This is a genomic window from Streptomyces sp. NPDC002577 (assembly GCF_053594815.1).
On the sequence record NZ_JBSFWK010000002.1, the window covers coordinates 182,101 to 201,276 of the forward strand.

19 protein-coding genes are annotated in these 19,176 nt (G+C 71.4%); 11 read left to right on the forward strand and 8 right to left on the reverse strand.

Annotation, left to right across the window (positions count from 1 at the left end; genetic code table 11):
- Positions 1–22: 22 nt before the first annotated feature.
- Entirely contained in the window at positions 23–730 is a 708-nt protein-coding gene (locus ACWD4J_RS04440; RefSeq protein ID WP_451393788.1) for a 4'-phosphopantetheinyl transferase family protein, read from the forward strand.
- A 200-nt stretch (positions 731–930) separates the two neighbouring features.
- Here the strand turns inward: ACWD4J_RS04440 and ku are convergent, their stop codons facing one another.
- Positions 931–2,034 carry a non-homologous end joining protein Ku gene (gene ku / locus ACWD4J_RS04445; RefSeq protein WP_451393789.1) on the reverse strand — a complete coding sequence of 368 codons (1,104 nt, stop codon included), beginning with the start codon at positions 2,032–2,034 and terminating at the stop codon, positions 931–933.
- Between the two features lie 51 nt (positions 2,035–2,085).
- Between ku and ligD the strand changes: the two genes are divergently transcribed.
- Together ligD and ACWD4J_RS04455 are read left to right on the forward strand one after the other, a co-directional pair.
- Positions 2,086–2,967 (forward strand): non-homologous end-joining DNA ligase, encoded by an 882-nt coding sequence (ligD, locus tag ACWD4J_RS04450; RefSeq protein ID WP_451393790.1) that lies wholly within the window; start codon positions 2,086–2,088, stop codon positions 2,965–2,967.
- Complete coding sequence (locus tag ACWD4J_RS04455) at positions 2,964–3,887, forward strand: ATP-dependent DNA ligase (RefSeq protein ID WP_451393791.1); 924 nt, start codon at positions 2,964–2,966, stop codon at positions 3,885–3,887. The genes ligD and ACWD4J_RS04455 overlap by 4 nt, the downstream gene beginning before the upstream one ends.
- A gap of 144 nt (positions 3,888–4,031) precedes the next feature.
- On the opposite strand, the gene ACWD4J_RS04460 is transcribed toward ACWD4J_RS04455, so the two are convergent.
- A complete protein-coding gene (locus ACWD4J_RS04460) occupies positions 4,032–4,835 on the reverse strand; it encodes a nuclease-related domain-containing protein (RefSeq protein ID WP_451393792.1) in 804 nt (267 codons plus the stop codon).
- 219 nt (positions 4,836–5,054) lie between these two features.
- On the opposite strand from ACWD4J_RS04460, the gene ACWD4J_RS04465 reads away from it, so the two are divergent.
- The 3 genes from ACWD4J_RS04465 to ACWD4J_RS04475 all read left to right on the forward strand — a co-directional run bounded on the left by ACWD4J_RS04465 (position 5,055) and on the right by ACWD4J_RS04475 (position 8,477).
- Positions 5,055–5,414, forward strand: a complete 360-nt coding sequence (locus ACWD4J_RS04465) for an SH3 domain-containing protein (RefSeq protein WP_451393793.1) — start codon at positions 5,055–5,057, stop codon at positions 5,412–5,414.
- Between the two features lie 148 nt (positions 5,415–5,562).
- Entirely contained in the window at positions 5,563–6,921 is a 1,359-nt protein-coding gene (locus ACWD4J_RS04470; protein WP_451393794.1) for an FtsW/RodA/SpoVE family cell cycle protein, read from the forward strand.
- The gene (locus tag ACWD4J_RS04475; RefSeq protein ID WP_451393795.1) at positions 6,918–8,477 is read left to right on the forward strand and encodes a penicillin-binding transpeptidase domain-containing protein; all 1,560 of its coding nucleotides are present in this window, start codon (positions 6,918–6,920) and stop codon (positions 8,475–8,477) included. The genes ACWD4J_RS04470 and ACWD4J_RS04475 overlap by 4 nt, the downstream gene beginning before the upstream one ends.
- A 72-nt stretch (positions 8,478–8,549) precedes the next feature.
- Here ACWD4J_RS04475 and ACWD4J_RS04480 read toward each other — a convergent pair whose 3' ends face one another.
- Positions 8,550–10,691, reverse strand: a complete 2,142-nt coding sequence (locus tag ACWD4J_RS04480; RefSeq protein ID WP_451393796.1) for a sensor histidine kinase — start codon at positions 10,689–10,691, stop codon at positions 8,550–8,552.
- Positions 10,692–10,873: 182 nt separating this feature from the next.
- Between ACWD4J_RS04480 and ACWD4J_RS04485 the strand changes: the two genes are divergently transcribed.
- Positions 10,874–11,341 (forward strand): DUF3291 domain-containing protein, encoded by a 468-nt coding sequence (locus ACWD4J_RS04485; RefSeq protein WP_451393797.1) that lies wholly within the window; start codon positions 10,874–10,876, stop codon positions 11,339–11,341.
- 11 nt (positions 11,342–11,352) lie between these two features.
- On the opposite strand, the gene ACWD4J_RS04490 is transcribed toward ACWD4J_RS04485, so the two are convergent.
- Positions 11,353–12,480, reverse strand: coding sequence for a ferritin-like domain-containing protein (locus tag ACWD4J_RS04490; RefSeq protein ID WP_451393798.1), 1,128 nt, complete (start codon positions 12,478–12,480; stop codon positions 11,353–11,355).
- Positions 12,481–12,676: 196 nt separating this feature from the next.
- On the opposite strand from ACWD4J_RS04490, the gene ACWD4J_RS04495 reads away from it, so the two are divergent.
- The 4 genes from ACWD4J_RS04495 to ACWD4J_RS04510 all read left to right on the forward strand — a co-directional run bounded on the left by ACWD4J_RS04495 (position 12,677) and on the right by ACWD4J_RS04510 (position 16,049).
- On the forward strand, positions 12,677–13,606 hold the full coding sequence (locus ACWD4J_RS04495; RefSeq protein ID WP_451393799.1) for an AurF N-oxygenase family protein: 930 nt from the start codon (positions 12,677–12,679) through the stop codon (positions 13,604–13,606).
- An 82-nt stretch (positions 13,607–13,688) separates the two neighbouring features.
- Complete coding sequence (locus ACWD4J_RS04500; RefSeq protein WP_451393800.1) at positions 13,689–14,363, forward strand: TetR/AcrR family transcriptional regulator; 675 nt, start codon at positions 13,689–13,691, stop codon at positions 14,361–14,363.
- A 10-nt stretch (positions 14,364–14,373) separates the two neighbouring features.
- Complete coding sequence (locus ACWD4J_RS04505) at positions 14,374–14,649, forward strand: hypothetical protein (RefSeq protein ID WP_451393801.1); 276 nt, start codon at positions 14,374–14,376, stop codon at positions 14,647–14,649.
- A gap of 206 nt (positions 14,650–14,855) precedes the next feature.
- The gene (locus ACWD4J_RS04510) at positions 14,856–16,049 is read left to right on the forward strand and encodes an NlpC/P60 family protein (RefSeq protein ID WP_451393802.1); all 1,194 of its coding nucleotides are present in this window, start codon (positions 14,856–14,858) and stop codon (positions 16,047–16,049) included.
- 168 nt (positions 16,050–16,217) lie between these two features.
- Here ACWD4J_RS04510 and ACWD4J_RS04515 read toward each other — a convergent pair whose 3' ends face one another.
- The 4 genes from ACWD4J_RS04515 to ACWD4J_RS04530 form a co-directional block, all read right to left on the reverse strand.
- Positions 16,218–17,471, reverse strand: a complete 1,254-nt coding sequence (locus ACWD4J_RS04515) for a styrene monooxygenase/indole monooxygenase family protein (RefSeq protein ID WP_451393803.1) — start codon at positions 17,469–17,471, stop codon at positions 16,218–16,220.
- Between the two features lie 133 nt (positions 17,472–17,604).
- Positions 17,605–18,240: a GTP-binding protein gene (locus ACWD4J_RS04520; protein ID WP_451393804.1), complete on the reverse strand. Its 636-nt coding sequence runs from the start codon at positions 18,238–18,240 to the stop codon at positions 17,605–17,607.
- Entirely contained in the window at positions 18,221–18,628 is a 408-nt protein-coding gene (locus ACWD4J_RS04525) for a DUF742 domain-containing protein (RefSeq protein ID WP_067277607.1), read from the reverse strand. The genes ACWD4J_RS04520 and ACWD4J_RS04525 overlap by 20 nt, the downstream gene beginning before the upstream one ends.
- On the reverse strand, positions 18,625–19,110 hold the full coding sequence (locus ACWD4J_RS04530) for a roadblock/LC7 domain-containing protein (protein ID WP_451394014.1): 486 nt from the start codon (positions 19,108–19,110) through the stop codon (positions 18,625–18,627). Before ACWD4J_RS04530 ends, ACWD4J_RS04525 begins: the two co-directional genes overlap by 4 nt.
- Positions 19,111–19,176 lie beyond the last annotated feature (66 nt).

Genomic DNA, 19,176 nt, shown 5'->3' on the forward strand with positions numbered 1-19,176 from the left:
GACGCAGCCACGACATGTACGGATGCTGGGGGGCGGACGTGACCGGAACGGCTCAGAGGCCGTCGTGATCGGCGAGTTGCTGCCGCAGGCGGTGCGCTGTTCGGAGACCCGAACCGACCATGCCGGGGCCGGTGCCCTGTTCCCGCAGGAGGAGTCGCTGCTGACGAGGGCGGTGGCCAAGCGGCGCAACGAGTTCCGGACCGTACGGGTCTGCGCCCGGCTGGCCATGGCGGACCTCGGGCTGCCGCCGGTGCCGGTGCTCCGTGGACCCCGTGGCGAACCGCAGTGGCCGGCTGGCGTGGTGGGCAGCATGACGCACTGCGACGGCTACCGGGCGGCGGCCGTCGCCCGGACCGAGGACATCCGGGCGCTCGGCATAGACGCCGAACCGCATGGGCCGCTGCCCGACGGCGTCCTCGACGTCATCGCGCTGCCCTCCGAACGGGCGCGGCTGGCACGGGACCTGCGGGACAGCGGCATCCACTGGGACCGGCTGCTGTTCAGCGCGAAGGAAAGCGTGTTCAAGGCGTGGTACCCGGTGACCGGTGTCGATCTCGACTTCTCCGATGCCGACCTGGTGTTCCGGAAGGCCGCCGACGCGACCGCGCAGGGCGTGTTCACCGCACGCCTGCTGCGGGCCGTGCCGACGGCACCGGAGGAGTTCGAAGGGCAGTGGCTCGTACGGGACGGTCTGGCGCTCACGACGGTGGTGATCCCGGCGGGCGCCTGATGTACGCCGACTCTGACACGCAGGGGCACCCGCCGTCGTGGGTTGTGCCCACCCTCCCCCAGCTACCGCTGGGAGGTGCCCCCAGCCCTGCGGAACGATTGCCCACAACGGTAGCGGCGTAGCTGCCCACCCCGCCCCCTCCGCAAAAGGCGATACCGGCCACCGGCGGAAGCCGCGAGCGTGCCGAAGGGCCGGAGGCATCACGCCGACGTCCGCCGGCGCGAAGCCGTCTTCTTGGCCGCCGCCCCGGATCCGGTCCCCGCCTTGGCCTTGGTGGCGCCCGACTTCGACGCGGCGGAACTCTTCTTCGCCGCCGACGAAGTCGACGCAGTCGACCTCGCCTTCTTCTCCGCGCTCGCCGTCTTCTTCCCCGCCGCGGCCTTCTTCGTGGCCGTGGCCGTCGACTTCTTGCCGCCGACCTCCTTGGGCGCGGCAGGCGCGGACCGCCGCGCCCTGCGGGCGGGCAGCGGCTTCACCTCGGCCTCGCGCTCTCCGCCGCCTCCGGAAGCCTCCGCGGCCTCCTCCCCACGCGCGGCCTGAGCGGCACGCACGGAGTTCTCCAGGGCCGCCATGAGGTCGATGACCTTGCCCGCCCGCTCCTCCGCCACCGGCTCGTACTCCAGCGGCGCACCCGAGATCTTGGCGGCGATGAGCTCCTCGACGGCCTCGCGGTAGTCGTCGTGCAGCGTGGACAGGTCGACCTCGCCCAGCGTGTCCATGAGGGCGTCCGCGAGGTCGAGCTCGGCGTCGCGCACCGTCACATGCGTGGTCGGCGCGGCGTCCTCGGCGGCGCGGATCTCGTCCGGCCACAGCAGCCCGTGCATGGCGATGGCGTCGCCGACGACGCGCAGCATGCCGAGCCGCTCCCGGCCCCGGAGGGCGAACTTGGCGATGGCGACTCGCTGGCTGCGCTTGAGCGCCTCACGCAGCAGCGTGTACGGCTTCGCGGCGGGCACACCGTTCGCGACCAGGTAGTACGCCGCGTCCATCTGGAGCGGGTCGATCCGCTCGGCCGGAATGAAGGCGACGATCTCGATCGTCTTGGCCGTCGGGATCGGCAGCGAGGCCAGGTCCTCCTCGCTGATCGGGATGATGGTTCCGTCCGCGTCCTCGTAGCCCTTGCCGATCTCGGCCTGGGTCACCTCCTTGTCCTCCAGTTCGCACACCTTGCGGTAGCGGATCCGTCCGCCGTCCTCGGCGTGGATCTGGCGGAAGGCCACGGAGTGGCTCTCGGTGGCGTTCACGAGCTTGATCGGAATGCTGACCAGCCCGAAGGAGATGGCTCCGTTCCAAATCGATCGCACGTTCAGCACCTTTTGCGTTGGATTCATATCATTTCATGCGATTCTCATCGTATGACGCCCATCACGGAGGTGGAGGGCCGGCGCCTGGCGCTCAGCAACCTGGACAAGGTCCTGTATCCGGCGAGCGGCTTCACCAAGGGCGAGCTGCTGCACTACTACGCGACCACGGCCGACGCCCTGCTCAGCCATCTCGCCGACCGGCCGCTGTCCTTCCTGCGGTTCCCCGACGGACCCGACGGCCAGCTGTTCTTCGCGAAGAACGTGCCGCCGGGTACGCCCAGCTGGGTCAGGACGGCCGAGGTGCCGCACTCGGACGGATCCGCGCGGCAGATCGTGGTCCAGGACCTGGCCACGCTGATGTGGGCGGCGAACCTCGTCACCGAGTTCCACACCCCTCAGTGGCGGGCCGACGCGCCGGGCATCGCCGACCGCCTCGTACTCGATCTCGACCCGGGGGACCCCGCGACCGTCGTGGAGTGCTGCCGGGTCGCGCTGTGGCTGCGCGAGCGGCTGGCCGCAGACGGGATCGAGGCGTACGCGAAGACGTCCGGGTCCAAGGGGCTGCATCTGCTCGCGCATCTGGAGCCGACGCCGTCCGAGCAGGTCACGGCGTACGCGAAGCAACTCGCGGTACAGGCCGAACGGGAGCTGCCGGAGCTGGTCACGCACCGGATGAAGCGGAGCCTGAGGCCCGGCAAGGTCTTCGTCGACTTCAGCCAGAACGCGGCCGCGAAGACCACGGCAACGCCGTACACGCTGCGGGCCCGGCCGGAGCCGGCCGTGTCCGCGCCCGTCACCTGGGACGAGGTCGCGGACTGTGCGGACCCGGCACAGCTGGTGTTCCTGGCCACGGACATCGCCCCGCGCCTGGACCGGTACGGGGACCTGCTGGATCCGCTGCTCGACCCCGGCCACGCGAGGCCGCTGCCGTGACGCCCGATGGGCCGCCCCGGTCGCGCTCCGCCGCCGTGACCCCGCCGGTGCGGGTGGCGCTGGCCGAACCGGTCACGGCGCTCCCGGAGGGCACGGGGTGGGCGTACGAACCGAAGTTCGACGGGCACCGCCTCGTCGTCTTCCGCACCGGAGACGGGGTGACCCTGCAGGCGCGCTCCGGACGCATCGTGACCAGCGCCTTCCCGGATCTGGTGGCGGCGGCGGAGCGACTGCCGGCAGGCACCGTGCTGGACGGCGAGGTCGTGATCTGGTCGGAGGGGTGCGTCGACTTCGCGGCGGTCCAGCGACGGGCGGCCGCCACACGCGCGCGTGCCGCCGTACTGGCTCGCACGCTCCCCGCCTCGTACGCGGCCTTCGACCTCCTCGCCGAAGGGGGCGACGACCTGCGCCCGACGCCCTACGCACGGCGGCGCGAGCGGCTCGTACGGCTGCTGGAGCCGCTGGGGCCGCCCCTGCAGCCCGTACCGGCGACGACGGACCGGGCGACGGCGCTGACCTGGTACGAGACGCTGGTGGACTGCGGTGTGGAGGGGCTGGTGATCAAGCGGGTCGACCAGGGTTACCGGGGCGGCACGCGCGCGTGGCTGAAACTGCGGCACAGCGATACGCGCGACGCGGTGGTCGTCGGGTTCACCGGCCCCCGGACGCGCCCCCAGGCCCTGGTTCTGGCGCTGCCCGGGGACGGGGTGCCGGTCGTCTCGTCGCCGCTGTCCGCCGGGGTGCGGGCCGTCGCGGCGGCCGTCCTGCCGGAGCCGGTGGGCGAGGGCACGGCGACGGCGACCGGGATCGGGGACGTGACGTACGGCGTGCTGCCGGCGGAGCCGCAGCTGACGGTGGAGGTGCGGCAGGAGACGACGCGGCATGCGGTGGCCGTGGTGGCGGTGGAACGGTTCCGTTGAATCCCCCACCCCGCCCCGAACCATCAGCCCGTCTGGGGGCACCTCCCAGTGTTAGCTGGGGGAGCTTGAGGACGAGCCCGAAGGGCGATTCCGGGGGTCCAGGGGGCGGAGCCCCTGGTTACGGGAAGGGGCGGGGTGGGGAAGTCACACCCGAAGCCAGGTGCGCCGATCCCGCGCCATCGCATGCAGCGCCTCCACATCCGCCGGCTTCAGCACTCCCCCCGTACGCCCAAGACCCACCAGCTCCGCGTCCTGCAGGACACGGACCTCCCGCGGCACCCCCGTGACCTCGACATCCGCCGGCCCGGCCACCGCCAGCACGGCCCGCACCTCGGCGGTGAGCGCGAACGAGGCCCGGCTCGCGTCGCTGCGCGCCTGCCGCAGCAGCGGACGCGGCTCTCCCCGGCCCACCACGACCGCGGGGTCGGCGACGCGCAGCCGCTGCTTGTGCGCGTACACCGCGTGCAGCGCGAAGAGGCCGCCGGGCCCGATCAGCAGATGGTGGATGCGGTCGCCGCCGGGGAGCGGGATCGAGTGGAGGGCGCGCCAGCCCGCGCCTTCGAGGCTGTCCAGCATCTCGCCGACGGCCTGTTCCGCGGCGAGCGCCCGGCGCCGCGGATCGGGGCGCAGCCGCCGCGCGGGCGCGGGATCGCGGTCGAGGGATACCAGCAGGGCCTCGCCGGGGCGGTTCGGGGCGAGGTCGTCGTCCGGGTGGAGGGTGAGGCGGGCGATGTCGGCGGGCGTCGGCACGGGCGGCGGCCCGACGCTGACCGGGCCGGTCAGAAAGGGGCCGAGAACGCCCAGCACATCCTCTCTCCGGTCCTCGCTCAGCAGGCTGACCCGGGACGCCTCACGGTCGTACCAGGCGATGTTCCTGCCGTCCGGGAGAAGGACGTGGAGCCGCTCCTGGCCGTGCGTCCAGATCGGTACGACGCGCAATCCGCTCATGGCCATCACCCCATGACCATGGGAACAGGCGGGGGCGCCGGGGGCAAGAAGCCGGAGCGGGGCCGGAGCGGGGCGGAGGGCCGCGCGGCCCCGATGGCGCAGTGTGACCTGCGCAGATGAAGGGCCGCTCCTAGTGTGGCGATGGATCGGCGATCGCCGAGATCCGTGATCCGCCGCGTTTCCCCGACCACCCGCTTCCCGACCACCCACGGAGGCCCCATGTCCCCGCGGTCCACCGCCGCCCGGCTCGCCGTGGTCGCCGCCGGCGCCGCGCTCTCCGCCGTCGCCGTCGGCACGCCCGCCCTCGCCACGGGCGGCGACAACGCTCCGGCCCGGCCGTACGAGACGTACACGGGCCGGGTCATCGCCCGCACCGGGCTCATCCTGCGCGACTCCCCGACCCGCGGCGGCATCGTCCTGCGCGTCGAGCCGTACGGGGCGCTCGTGTCGGTCTTCTGCAAGACGGCCGGCGAATCGGTCGACGGCAACGACCGGTGGTACCTCCTCACCGACGGCACTTGGGCGTGGGGTGCGGCCCGCTACATCGAGAACGTCTGGAAGGCGCCGCGCTGGTGCTGACGGCGGTCGAATGCCGGCGCACGCACCGACGGCGGCTCGCGCACCGCGACATCCTCCCCGACGGGGCAAACCGCCTATGAACCACCAGAACAGCCCGATTATCACGACATAACGGGACATCACGCGCGCCGCTTGCTACGTTCCCGCCATGACCGGAACGACAGCGGACACCGCCGCCCCCGCCGCGGTCCCCGCTGTACGCCTCCCCCGCCGCCGCGGCACCGAACTCGGCCTGCTCGCCCTCGCCGTCCTGCTGCCCGTGTACGGGTACTGCGCTGTCGGCCTCGCCAAGAGCGGTTCCGTCCCGCCCGGCGCCGTCGGTTACGGGGCCGGGCTCGGCGCGCTCGCGCTGCTCGCCCATCTCGCCGTCCGCTTCCGCGCACCGTACGCAGATCCGCTCCTGCTGCCGATCGCCGTCCTGCTCAACGGCATCGGCCTGGTCCTGATCTACCGCCTCGACCTGGAGACCCCGGCCGACCGGGCCGCCCCCACGCAGCTGGTCTGGTCGACGCTCGGCGTGGGCCTGTTCATCGCGGTCGTCGTGCTCCTGCGCGACCACCGGGCACTGCAGCGCTACGCCTATCTGTCGGGGGCGGCCGCGCTGCTTCTGCTGATGGCGCCGATCTTCTTCCCGGCGGTGAACGGCGCGAAGATCTGGATCCGGCTCGGCGGGTTCTCCATCCAGCCGGGCGAGTTCGCGAAGGTGCTGCTCGCCGTGTTCTTCGCCAGCTATCTGGCGGCCAACCGCCACGCCCTCGCGTACACCGGCCGCCGCATCTGGAAACTGCAGCTGCCCACCGGCCGCGTCCTCGGGCCGATCGTCGCGATCTGGCTGTTCAGTGTCGGAGTGCTCGTCCTGGAGCGGGACTTGGGCACCTCGATGCTGTTCTTCGGGCTCTTCGTGATCCTGCTGTACGTCGCCACCGGCCGCACCGGCTGGGTCGCGGTGGGCCTGCTGCTCGCGGCGCTCGGCGCGTTCGCCGTCGGCGGCCTCGAACCGCACGTCCACAGCCGGATCGAGGACTGGCTGCATCCCTTCGCCTCCATCGAGGCGGGCCAGGGCCCGAGCCAGCTCGCGCAGTCGCTGTTCGCGTTCTCCGCGGGCGGGATGCTCGGCACCGGTCTCGGGCTCGGCCACTCGATCCTCATCGGTTTCGCCGCGAAGTCGGACTTCGTCCTGGCCACGGCCGGCGAGGAACTGGGCCTCACCGGACTGTCCGCGATCATCCTGCTCTACGGGCTGCTGGTGGAGCGCGGCTTCCGGGCCGGGCTGGCCCTGCGCGAGCCCTTCGGCCGGCTCCTGTCCATGGGTCTCGCCTCGATCGTGGCGCTCCAGGTGTTCGTGATCACGGGCGGCGTGACGGGGCTGATCCCGCTGACCGGTATGGCCATGCCGTTCCTCGCGCAGGGCGGCTCGTCGCTCGTCACCAACTGGATCATCGTGGCGCTGCTCATCCGTATCAGCGACTCGGCGCGCAGCCAGTACGACGGGACGGCACCGTCGTGACGAGCTGCATCCGCCGCGCGGCGATCGTGTGCGCCCTGCTGCTGGTCGCACTGCTGGTGAACGCCACCCGCATCCAGGTCTTCCAGGCCGGGGCGTACGACGACAACCCCGCCAACCGCCGCCACGCGATCGCCCGTTACGCCCAGGCGCGCGGCGACATCCTCGTCGGCGGGGCGCCGGTGACGGCGTCGGAGGACACCGGCGAGCAGCTCCGCTTCGAACGCCGGTACAAGAACGGCCCGTTGTATGCGCCGGTGACCGGTTTCTCCTCGCAGGCGTACGGCACGTCGCTGCTGGAGAACACCGAGGACGACGTCCTCGCCGGCACCGATCCGCTGCTCGGGCCGGTTCCCGGGTGGAACGACCTCACGCGCGACCGCAGTCCGGGCGGCCGGGTGGTCACGACGATCAACGCGGCCGCCCAGGAGGCCGCGTACAAGGGACTCGGCAGCAGGAAGGGCGCGGTCGCGGCGATCGAGCCGGCCACCGGGCGGATCCTGGCGCTGGTGTCCACGCCGTCGTACGACCCCGGCCGGCTCTCGGGCAACAGCGACTCGGTGAAGGATGCCTGGACGCAGCTGAACGCCGACCCGGAGAAGCCGCTGCTGAACCGGGCCATCCACCAGACCTATCCACCCGGCTCGACGTTCAAGGTGGTCACCGCGGCGGCGGCACTGGAGCAGGGCGTGGTGGATGACCTGGACAGGCCGACGGACTCGCCCGATCCGTACACGCTGCCCGGCAGCAAGTCGCAACTGAGCAACGAGGTGGACGGCTGCGAGGACGCGCCCGTGCGGTACGCCTTCGAGTGGTCGTGCAACACGGTCTTCGCCAAGCTCGGTGTGCAGACCGGGCTCGGTGCCATGACGGACATGGCACAGCGGCTCGGCTTCAACAACAGCGGGCTGACGATCCCGCTCCCGGTCTCGGCGAGCAACTTCGACACCAAGATGGACGACGCGCAGCTCGCCCTGTCCTCCGTCGGCCAGTTCGACACGAGGGCGACACCGCTGCAGATGGCGATGGTCGCGGCGGCGGTCGCCAACGGTGGCTCGGTCAAATCGCCGCGCCTGGTGGACAGAACGACCACCGACGACGGCTCCACCGTGCGGACCGCGGGTGTGCGGACGCTGCGTCAGGCGATGTCGCCGTCCACCGCGATGCAGCTGCGCGAACTCATGACGGACGCCGTCGAGGAGGGCACGGGCTCGAACGCGGCGATCCCCGGCGCGACGGTCGGCGGCAAGACGGGCACCGCCCAGCACGGCGTCGGCAACACCGGCACCCCGTACGCCTGGTTCATCTCCTGGGCACAGGCCGACGGCGCGGCGGCGCCCGCCGTGGCGGTCGCCGTCGTCGTGGAGGACGCGGCGGCCGACAGAGCGGAGATCAGCGGCGGCGGGTCCGCGGCACCGATCGCGAAGGCGGTGATGGAGGCGGTCCTGCACCTGCCGGCCGCCCAGCCGTCGGACCCCCGCCGTGACGCCTCGGCAGGGCCGTCGGGTCCGTCGGCGGACGCCCCACGGGGCAACCGCCGGCCGCACCGCCGCCACTGAGCCGCCGCCCCCACCCGCTGTGGGCAGTCGTTCCGCTAGGGGCGGAACGCCTGCCCACAACGGTTCCGGCGCTCACCCCGGCGCCGGCGCCGACGCCGCCGGCTGCTGGTCCGGGCGCTGCACGATCGCGGCGGGCAGAGCGACATACGCCGTCGTGCCCGGACCCTGCGAGCGGCGGAGTTCGACCTGGGCGCCCAGGCGGGCGGCGAGCCTGCCGACGACGTAGTGTCCGAGCGTGCCGCCCGCTCGCGCGGCGGAACCGGCGTGCGCGATCAGGAACGACTCGCGGCCGGACAGCCGCGCGTTCGCGCGGGCCATCTGCTCGTCGCTCATGCCGATGCCGTGGTCCACGATCGCCAGGCAGTACTCGCCCGTATCCCGCCAGCCGTAGATCTCCACGGGCCGCGCGGGCGGGCTGAAGACCAGGGCGTTCTCCACGAGTTCGGCCAGCATGTGGGAGAGCTCGGCGACGGCGTGACCGCGGACCCGGGACTGCTGCAGGTCCGGTACCTCGACCCGCTGGTACTGCTCGACCTCGGCGATCGCCGACTGCACCACCTCCGACATGGTGACCGTGCCGGGCCAGGAGCGGGGCGGGGTCTCCGCGCCGGCCAGCACGAGCAGCGACTCGGCGTTGCGGCGCATACGCGTGGCCAGGTGGTCGAGTTCGAAGAGCTCGGCGAGCGCGTCCGGGTCCAGCTCCTGGCTCTCCAGGGTGGTGATCAGGCCGAGCTGGCGGCCGAGCAGCGCCTGATTGCGGCGGCCGAGGCTGGCCAGCGACTCGGTGGTGTTGCGGCGCAGCACGGCCTGCTCGCCCGCCAGACCGACCGCGGTGCGCTCCACGTTGCGCAGGGCGGCCGCGAGCCGGGTGATCTCGCGTGCGCTGCCGGGTACCTCGGCGTCCCCCTTCGTCTCAGGGGCGGCGACCGGCTCGTCGGCGTCGCCGTGGCCGGCCTCCTGGATCCGCCGGACGGCCGCGGGCAGCCCGCTGCGGGCGACCGCGTCGGCCTGGTCGGCGAGGGCGCTCAGGGGACGGGTGATGGAGCGGGCGGCGAGAACGGCGAGGGCGGTGGCCACGGCGAGGATCAGCGCACCGAGCGCGAGGAACCCACCGAGCTGCCGCGTGGCGGTGGACCCGGCGTCAGCGGCGCGGGCGCGCACGTCGTCACCGACCTTCCGCTGCACACCGTGCAGATCGTCGACGAGGGTGGTCATCGTGTTCCACCACCCCGACGGGTCGACGGAGATCCGCGATCCGTCAGCGCCGCCTTCGGCCCGCTTCTCGTAGGTCATGGCGCGGCGCGCGGCCGCCGTATCGAACACGGCGTCGAGCGCGGACTCCTGGGCGGGCGTGGCGAGTTGGGCGTACTGGTCCAGGGCGGCGACACGGGCCGCCCGGATCTCGGTGAAGTCGAGGTATTCGCCGGTACGGAAGCGGCCGGCGGCGAAGACGCCGTTGAGGGAGCCGCGCTCCAGGGCGACGGCCTCGGTGGCGCGGGCCAGCGCCTGGAGCGCCCGGATGCCGTCGCTGACGCGGCGGTCGCCCGTGGGCGTGTGCGCGGACTCGGCGTCGATGAGCGCGCTGACCGCCCGGGTGTAGAAGGTCAGGGTGCTGGACCGGTCCGCGGAACCCGCGTCGACCTCGTCACGTGTGGTGCCGAGGCTGTCCAGCGCCGTCAGGGCGTCCTCGAGCGCGGTGGTGGCCGTAGTGGTGTGATCACTGCTCTGCTCGTGGAGCACCGTTTCCACTTCGGTGAGGACGCCGTCGGTACGCACCCGCTGTGCGTCGACGTCGTCGCGGTACTCCCCGGCCCCGCCCAACAGCCCGTTGGTCAGGCCGCGTTCGCGCTGCAGCTCGCGGACCAGGTCCTGGGCCCGCACCAGAAGACCGACCTGGCCTGCGGTGTCACGGGCGGCCGACCAGTCGGCGGCCCGGTCGGCGACGCCGAGCCCCGTGAGGGAGAGCAGCAGACAGGTCGGCACGGCCAGTACGACGGCCACGCGGCCGCGGATGCTGCGCCAGCCCGGGAGCGGATGCACCCGACGGCCGGGGCCCGTGCCCGATCGGGGGCCGGAGCGGGTGCCGGGGCCGGAGCGGGCGCCAGGGCCGGGGCGCTTTTCCGCGCGGGCGAGGGACGGTACGAGTCGGAGGAGCCGGACGGTGGCCGACCGCCCGGCAGGCAACTGCCTGTGGTGGGATGTGTTCCCCGTCATGCCGCGCGACGCTAGGGCCTGCCCGGCGAGGTGCGGTTTCCCGGCCGTTAGACGTCGGTTCACAGGTACTCACCTGTCGGCGGCGGCCTCCGTGAGAAGGCGTTCGGGCGCCGTACGAGTCACGGCCTGCCAGTCACTCATAGCCCCCACAGAGACACAAGCCGGCGATTAGTGTGCGGCTCATGACACAGACAGCCGCGTTCGAACTCGCCCAGGTGAACATCGCCCGTCTGCAGGCTCCCTTGGATTCCCCGCAGTTGAAGGACTTCGTCGACGCACTCGATCCGGTCAACACCGCGGCGGACGCCGCGGACGGTTTCGTCTGGCGGCTGCAGAGCGACTCGGGCGACGCGACGGACATTCCCTTCCTGGGCGACGAGTGGCTGATCGTCAACATGTCGGTGTGGCGGGACATGAACGCGCTGACCGCGTTCATGTACCAGGGCCGGCATCGCGAGCTGCTGAAGCGGAGGCGTGAGTGGTTCGAGCGTCTGGAGGAGGCGGTCACCACCCTGTGGTGGGTCCCCGCGGGCCATCAGCCGACGGTCGCGGAGGCCGAGGAGCGACTGCTCCACCTCCGCGAACACGGCCCCACGCCGCATGCGTTCAGCCTGCGGACGACGTTCCCGCCGGATGGCACGACGGTCTGAGCCCACCGCGGTCAGGAAGCCGTCCCCGCGTCGATCGCCTCCTGGACCTCCGTCACCCGCTCCCGTTCCTCGGCCGCGAAGCGCTCCGCGTCCAGTTTCTCGGCGATCTCCTCGTCCTGCGCCATCAGCAGGTCCAGGTTCGAGTCGCCCATCTCGAAGACGCCCATGTCGACGTAGGCCTCCTGCAGGCGCTTGCCCCACAGGCCGATGTCCTTGACGCAGGGGACGATGCGGCTGAAGAGCAACTGGCGGAACAGGTGCAGGAACTCCGACTGCTCGCTGTACTCCTCGGCCTCCGCCTTGGGGATCCCGAAGTTCTCCAGAACCTCGACACCGCGCAACCGGTCGCGCATCAGATAGCAGCCCTCGATGACGAACTCCTCACGTTCGCGCAGTTCGGCGTCGGTGAGCTGCTTGTAGTAGTCGCGCAGCGCCATCCGGCCGAAGGCCACGTGCCGGGCCTCGTCCTGCATGACGTACGCAAGGATCTGCTTGGGCAGCGGCTTGTCGGTGGTGTCGCGGATCATGCCGAACGCCGCCAGCGCGAGGCCCTCGATCAGCACCTGCATGCCGAGGTACGGCATGTCCCAGCGGGAGTCGCGCAGGGTGTCGCCGAGCAGCGACTGCAGGTTGTCGTTGATCGGGTAGAGCATGCCGATCTTCTCGTGCAGGAACCGGCCGTAGATCTCGGCGTGCCGCGCCTCGTCCATCGTCTGGGTCGCGGAGTAGAACTTCGCGTCCAGGTCCGGGACGGACTCGACGATGCGGGCGGCGCAGATCATGGCGCCCTGCTCACCGTGCAGGAACTGGCTGAACTGCCACGACGCGTAGTGCTGCCGCAGCTCGCCCTTGTCCTTGTCGGTCATCTTCGCCCAGTGGGGCGTGCCGTAGAGGGTCATCGCCTCGTCGGGGGTGCCCAGCGCGTCGTGCGGGTCGACCTCCAGGTCCCAGTCGATCCGCTTCTGGCCGTCCCACTGCTTGTCCTTGCCCTTCTGGTAGAGGGCGAGAAGCCGGTCACGTCCGGAGCCGTTCTCCTGGCCAGGAAACATGGCCTCCCAGCTGAAGCGGGCGGCGCCGCAGGCCGGGACCACCCAGTTCGGTTCGCCCGGGTCGCTGGTGTAGAGCGCTTGCGTCGACATACACAGCAGACTCACACCTCGCCGTGACCCGGTCAACAAGTAGACGCCGAGTCAACAAGTCCTGCGCAAGGGATTGACGACCTTGCTGACAGCCAGTCTCATAAGAGGTGACCGCCGGTAACACCTGCGCGGCAACACCCGCGCGGCAACGCCCGCGCGGTGACGCGGAGACCCTGACGACGAGGTGGGGACAGCCATGACGACGGCGACGGAGGCCGAGGTGCTGCGCGACGCGCTCGGTCTGCTGAAGGACCGGGAGCAGGTGGCGAAGCGGCTGCTCGATTCGTCCGCCAAGCACTCCTTCGACCCGGACAAGGAGCTCGACTGGGACGCGCCCTTCGAGGAGGGCAAGTGGTTCTGGCCGCCGGAGCTGGTGTCGCTGTACGACACCCCGCTGTGGAAGCGGATGAGCGAGGAGCAGCGGATCCTGCTCTCCCAGCACGAGTCGTCCGCGCTCGCCTCGCTCGGCATCTGGTTCGAGATCATCCTGATGCAGCTGCTCGTACGGCACATCTACGACAAGGCGGCGACGAGCGCGCACGTGCGGTACGCCCTCACCGAGATCGAGGACGAGTGCCGGCACTCGAAGATGTTCGCGCGGCTGATCAGCCGCAGCGGCACCCCCCACTATCCGGTGAGCCGCGCGCACAACAACCTCGGCCGGGTGTTCAAGACCATCTCCACGACCCCCGGCTCCTTCACGGCCACGCTGCTCGGCGAGGAGATCCTCGACTGGATGCAGCGGCTGACGTTCCCCGACGAGCGCGTCCAGACGCTGATCCGCGGGGTCACGCGCATCCACGTCGTCGAGGAGGCGCGCCATGTCCGCTACGCGCGCGAGGAGTTGCGCCGCCAGATGATGACGGCACCGCGCTGGTCGCAGGAGTTCACCAGGATCACCTCCGGTGAGTTCGCCCGGGTGTTCTCGGTCGCCTTCGTCAACCCCGAGGTGTACACCAACGTCGGTCTGGACAAGCGCGAGGCCGTGGCCCAGGTCAGGGCCAGCGGGCACCGGCGCGAGGTGATGCAGACAGGCGCCCGCCGGCTGACGGACTTCCTGGACGACATCGGGGTGCTCCGGGGCGTGGGCCGCAGGATGTGGCGGTCGTCGGGGCTGCTGGCCTGACGGGCCGCCACCGGCGGTGACGGACGTCAGGGCTGCTGGACCGACGGGCGTCCGGCTGCGGGCGAACGTTAGGCTTCCGGCCATGACCTCCGCTGCCGGCACCCGTGCGTACCGACGGCTCAGCGTGGAGGAGCGGCGCAGCCAGCTCATCGACGCCGCGCTGTCCCTCTTCGCGCACCGCGCGCCCGAGGACGTCTCGCTCGACGACGTCGCGGAGGCGGCGGGGGTGTCGCGCCCGCTCGTCTACCGCTACTTCCCCGGCGGCAAGCAGCAGCTGTACGAGGCCGCGCTGCGGTCGGCCGCGGACGCCCTGCAGATGTGCTTCGAGGAGCCGCCGGGCGGCCCGCTGACGCAGCGGCTGTCCCGGGCGCTGGACCGCTATCTCGCCTTCGTGAACGAGCACGACGCCGGGTTCAGCGCCCTGCTGCAGGGCGGCAGCGTCGTGGAGACCTCGCGTACGACCGCCATCGTCGACGGCGTGCGCAGGGCCGCCGCCGAGCAGGTCCTCGCCCACCTCGGAGCCAGCGAGCCCGGGGCACGGCTGCGGATGACCGTACGGGTGTGGATCACTGCGGTCGAGGCCGCGTCGCTGATCTGGCTGGACGAGGACAAGCAGCCGCCGCTGGAGGAGCTGCGGGACTGGCTCGTCGAGCAGTTCGTCGCGGTGCTGACGGTGACCGCGGGGCGGGACCCCGGGACCGCCGATGTGCTGCGGGACGCGCTGTCGCGGGAGGCCGCCGACGGCCCGGATTTGTGACACTGGTGCCGTGAAGAGCGAGAACACCCCCTTCGTGGGCGGGCCGCTGGACGGCCGCGTCCTGCCGGTGCTGCTCGGGATCACCGGCCACCCGCCGAAGGTGTACCGGGTGCCGGTACCGGACGCCGCCGGCGGCCCGCCGACCGTGCTCGTCTACCGCCGGGTCCCGGTGGAGACGGGCGGCCGGGCGCTGTCGCTGCACCGGGGGTGGAGGTACGAGTTCGATCCGGAGGGGAAGGCCGGCTCGGGGCCCAGATGGCCCTGGTCGAAGCCGGGTCAGGACTGACGCGACCCACTCAAGTCCCGCCGTGCGGCCACGCCCGAGCACACATTCGCCTTCCGAAAGAGCACGCTCACGGCGCTCCCCTCGGAGAAGCGACCGATGGGGTGACCGATTTGATCCACATTGCTCAGTTGTAGGGTATTTCCTCCCTTGCCTGGTTGCATGCTCACCCTGGGTGGACGGCCCACCCCGCAAGCGGAGGTGATGACGTGTCAGGCAAACTTCTGCGACTGGTCTGCACCGGAGCGGCGACGGCGGCACTGACGGTCGGGAACACGGGCACGCTGTGCGCTCCCGCCTCCGCCGCCGGCTCGGCCGCGACGTCCGCCACCGCGGCGGTCACCTCACCCGGGCCGGGCGAGCGGTCCGTCTCCCAGCTGCTGAAAGACCTTCAGGGGCTGTACCGCGACGCCGAGAAGGCCACGGAGACGTACAACGCGACCGCGGTGAAACTGAAACGTCAGCGGGCCGAGGTCTCCACGCTGAGCACCCGGCTCGCCAAGGCACGTCTCGATCTGTACAACAGCCGGGAGGCCGCCGGACGGCTGGCCCGGCAGCAGTACCAGAGCAGCAGCGACATCTCCCAGTACATGGAGCTGCTCCTCGCCCGCGATCTGCAGCAGGCGCTCGACCAGGGACATGTGATCCAGCGCGTGGCGCAGGAACGGGCCGCCACCGTGGACCGGCTGACCCGCAGCGAGGCGCACGCCGACGCACTGGCCACCCGGGCACGTGGCGCACTCGACCGGCAACTCACCCTCGCCGAGCAGCAGAAGAAGGACCGGGACACGGTGCGGAAGCGGCTGGGCGAGGTCGAGAGGCTGATCGCCTCGCTGAAGGCCGAGCAGCTCGCCAGGTTGCGGCGGGCCGAGGACGCCGAGGCGGCCAGGGCGCAGCAGCAGTTCCTCGCGGCCGGGCTGCTGAGCGGTTCGCGGACGCCGTCCGGGAGCGGGGCCGCGGCCCTGCGGTACGCCGTACAGCAGATCGGCAAGCCGTACGCGTGGGGGGCGGAGGGGCCCTCGTCGTTCGACTGTTCGGGGCTGACGTCGCAGGCGTGGGCCTACGCGGGGCAGACCATTCCGCGGACCAGTCAGCAGCAGTGGGCACAACTGCCGCGGGTGTCGCTGCGCAGCATCCGCCCCGGGGACCTCGTCGTCTACTTCCGCGAGGCCACGCACGTGGCGATCTACCTCGGAAACGGCCTGGTGGTCCAGGCGCCGCGGCCCGGCGCGAAGGTGAAGGTCTCCCCCATCGCGTCGAACCCCGTCCTGGGCGCCGTCCGCCCGGACCCGGGCCGAAAGGCCCTGTCCCGGACGTCGTACGACGCGCCGAAGGTGCCGCGGGGGGCTGGGGCGGGCGCGGATACGGGGTATAGGGCGGCCTCCGGGCCGGCTGGCGGGTGACACCAGGTGTGGGCAGCCAGGCGCTGCGTTGTGGGCAGTCGTTCCGCTGGGGCGGAACGGGTGGGCACAACCCACGACGGCGGGTGCCCTCGCGTACGGCCTCAGCACAGCTTCCGGGGGGATCCCCGGTACCCGGAAACCCCCGGGTACCGGAACGACCGGGGCAGGCTACGCCTGCGCCACCTCGGCGAGGTACGCCTCCGTCTTCGCCGGCTCATAGAAGAAGTTCTCGAAGTCCGCCGGGTTGTTGAACCCGTTGGCGAACCGGTCGGCCACCGGCTGAAGCTGCCCCGCGGCCCCGATGAGGTTCAGGACATGCTCCGGCGGCACACCGAGCATGGCATTGGTCCACTTGGTGACGTGCTGCGCAGTCTCCCAGTACCGGTCGAACGTCCCCTGCATCCATTCCTCGTCGAACGGCTTCTCCCCGTGCTCGAGGATCGAAGCGATGTACGACGCAGCGCACTTGGACGCGGAGTTGGAGCCCTGACCGGTGATCGGGTCGTTGGCCACGACGACGTCGGCCACGCCGAGGACCGCCCCGCCACCGGGCAGGCGCCCGATCGGGTTGCGCACGGTCGGCGCGTACCGCCCGGACAGCGTGCCGCCCGCGTCCGTCAGCTCCACCTTGGTGGCCCGCGCGTACTCCCAGGGCGTGAACTTCTCCATGAGCTCCAGCGTCAGCGACAGGTGCTCGGACGGGTCCTTGACGCCCTTGAAGACATCGAGCGGACCGCCGGGGACACCCTCCCAGAAGAGGATGTCGGCGCGGCCGGACGTGGTGAGCGTCGGCATGACGAAGAGCTCGCCCACGCCGGGGACGAGGTTGCAGCGGACCGCGTCGAAGTCCGGGTGCTCGGGCCGCGGGCCGAGGCCGTGGACATAGGCGACGGCGAGGGCGCGCTGCGGCTCGGCGTACGGGGAGCGCGAGGCGTCCCGGCCGAACATGGACACCAGTTCGCCCTTGCCGGCGGAGACGAGCACGAGGTCGTACGTGCGCGAGAAGTAGTCGAGGTCCGACACCGCGGCACCATGGATCACCAGCTGGCCGCCGCGCTGCGCGAACGTCTCCATCCAGCCGGCCATCTTCACGCGCTGGTCGACGGACTGGGCGTACCCGTCGAGCTTGCCGACCCAGTCGATGGCGCGCTGCGAGGGGCCCGGGTCGAAGGAGCCGGGGGCGGCGACGGAGACGCCGAGACCCTCGATCTTCGGGGCCTGCGACTCCCAGAAGTTCAGCCCGAGGTCGCGCTCGTGCTGCAGCGCGGTGTGGAACATGCACTGCGTGGACATGACCCGGCCGGCCCGGATCTCGTCCGCCGTACGGTTGGACATCAGGGTGACCTCGTACCCGTGCGACTGGAGTCCGAGGGCGATCTGGAGCCCGGACTGGCCGGCTCCGACGACGAGTATCTTCCGCATGGCGGGGTGTCTTCTTCCTACTGGGGTGAACTGGCCATGGGGGCACCTCCCAGGCCCTTCAGGCACTGGGGGACTGCCGTGGCTGTGGTGGGGGGTCAGGTCCTGCGGGTGGTGGCGTCGGCTGGGCGCTGGTTCATTCGGGGGCGACGTCCAGCGCGTGGCCGACCAGCGCGAGGAGTGTCTCGACCACGGATATCCGCTGTCTCGCGTCCATGATCAGAACCGGGATGTGCGGCGGTATCGTCAGCGCCTCGCGCACGTCCTCGACCTCGAAGCTCTCCGTGCCGTCGAAGTGGTTGACGGCCACGACGTACGGCAGTCCGCAGCTCTCGAAGTAGTCGAGCGCCGGGAAGCAGTCGGGCAGCCGCCGGGTGTCGGCGATGACCACCGCGCCGATGGCCCCGCGCACCAGGTCGTCCCACATGAACCAGAAGCGCTGCTGGCCCGGCGTCCCGAAGAGGTACAGGACGAGGTCGTCGTCGAGCGTGATGCGGCCGAAGTCCATCGCGACCGTGGTGGTCGTCTTGTCGGGGGTCGCTGCCAGGTCGTCGGTGTCCTCGCTGGCCTGGGTCATCAGCGCCTCCGTCTGGAGGGGCTGGATCTCCGAGACCGCGGTGACCAGCGTCGTCTTGCCGACGCCGAAGCCGCCCGCGACGACGATCTTCGTGGCGATGGGGGCGCGCGTCCGGTCCGTCTGCCAGGCCTGCAGTCGTTCCTCGGGGTCCTCCGGCCGGTCGGAGGCAAGCAGTTCAGAGACGGCGGAGTCCACCCAGCACCCTTTCCAGCAGCGCGCGGTTCGGCTGTCCCGGACCGTGGCCGGTTCCGTACACGCGGATCTTCCCCTGGTCCGCGAGGTCGCTGAGGAGCACGCGGACCACACCGAGGGGCATCTTCAGCAGCGCGGCGATCTCGGCCACCGTGCGCATCCGGCGGCAGAGCTCGACGATGGCCCGCATCTCCGGCATGACGCGCGTGGACAACGAGCCGTTGGTCAGCTCGAGACGCTCCTCGGGAGCATCGAGCGCGGCCACGAACGTCTCGACGAGCAGCACGTGCCCGAAGCGGGTGCGGCCGCCGGTGAGCGAGTACGGGCGTACCCGGGCCGGTTTGCGGTCGCCGCCTCTGGTCGGCAGCTTCGACGGTTTCGACGTGGTCACTTGGCGCTCTCCATGGGCTTGCTCCCTATCGGCTCACTGTGCATCGACTGGCGCAGCTCACGGCGGAGTTCGGGGGTGAGCACATGCCCGGCACGGCCGACGAAGAGCGCCATGTGGTACGCGACGACGCTCATGTCGCAGTCCGGGCTGGCATGCGCGCCGAGCAGGGAGCCGTCGCTGATCGACATGACGAAGAGGCTGCCCTCGTCCATGGCGACCATGGTCTGCTTGACGTTGCCGAAGCCCATCACCTTGGCCGCGCCGATGGTGAGGCTGCCGACCCCGGAGACGATGGTGGCGAGGTCCGCGCTGGAACCTCGGGGGCCCTGCGGCCTGGCGGCCGGCTGCTCCACGTGGTGTCCGGGGTCGGAGGAGAGCAGCAGCAGCCCGTCGGAGGACACGACGGCGACGGACAGCAGCCCTGGCACCTCCTCGACGAGGTTGGCGAGCAGCCACTGCAGGTTGCGGGCCTCGCGGCTCAGTCCCGATCGGCTCGGTGATCCGTCCGTACGGTCAGTGGTGGGCGTACTGGGAGTGCTGGGCGTACG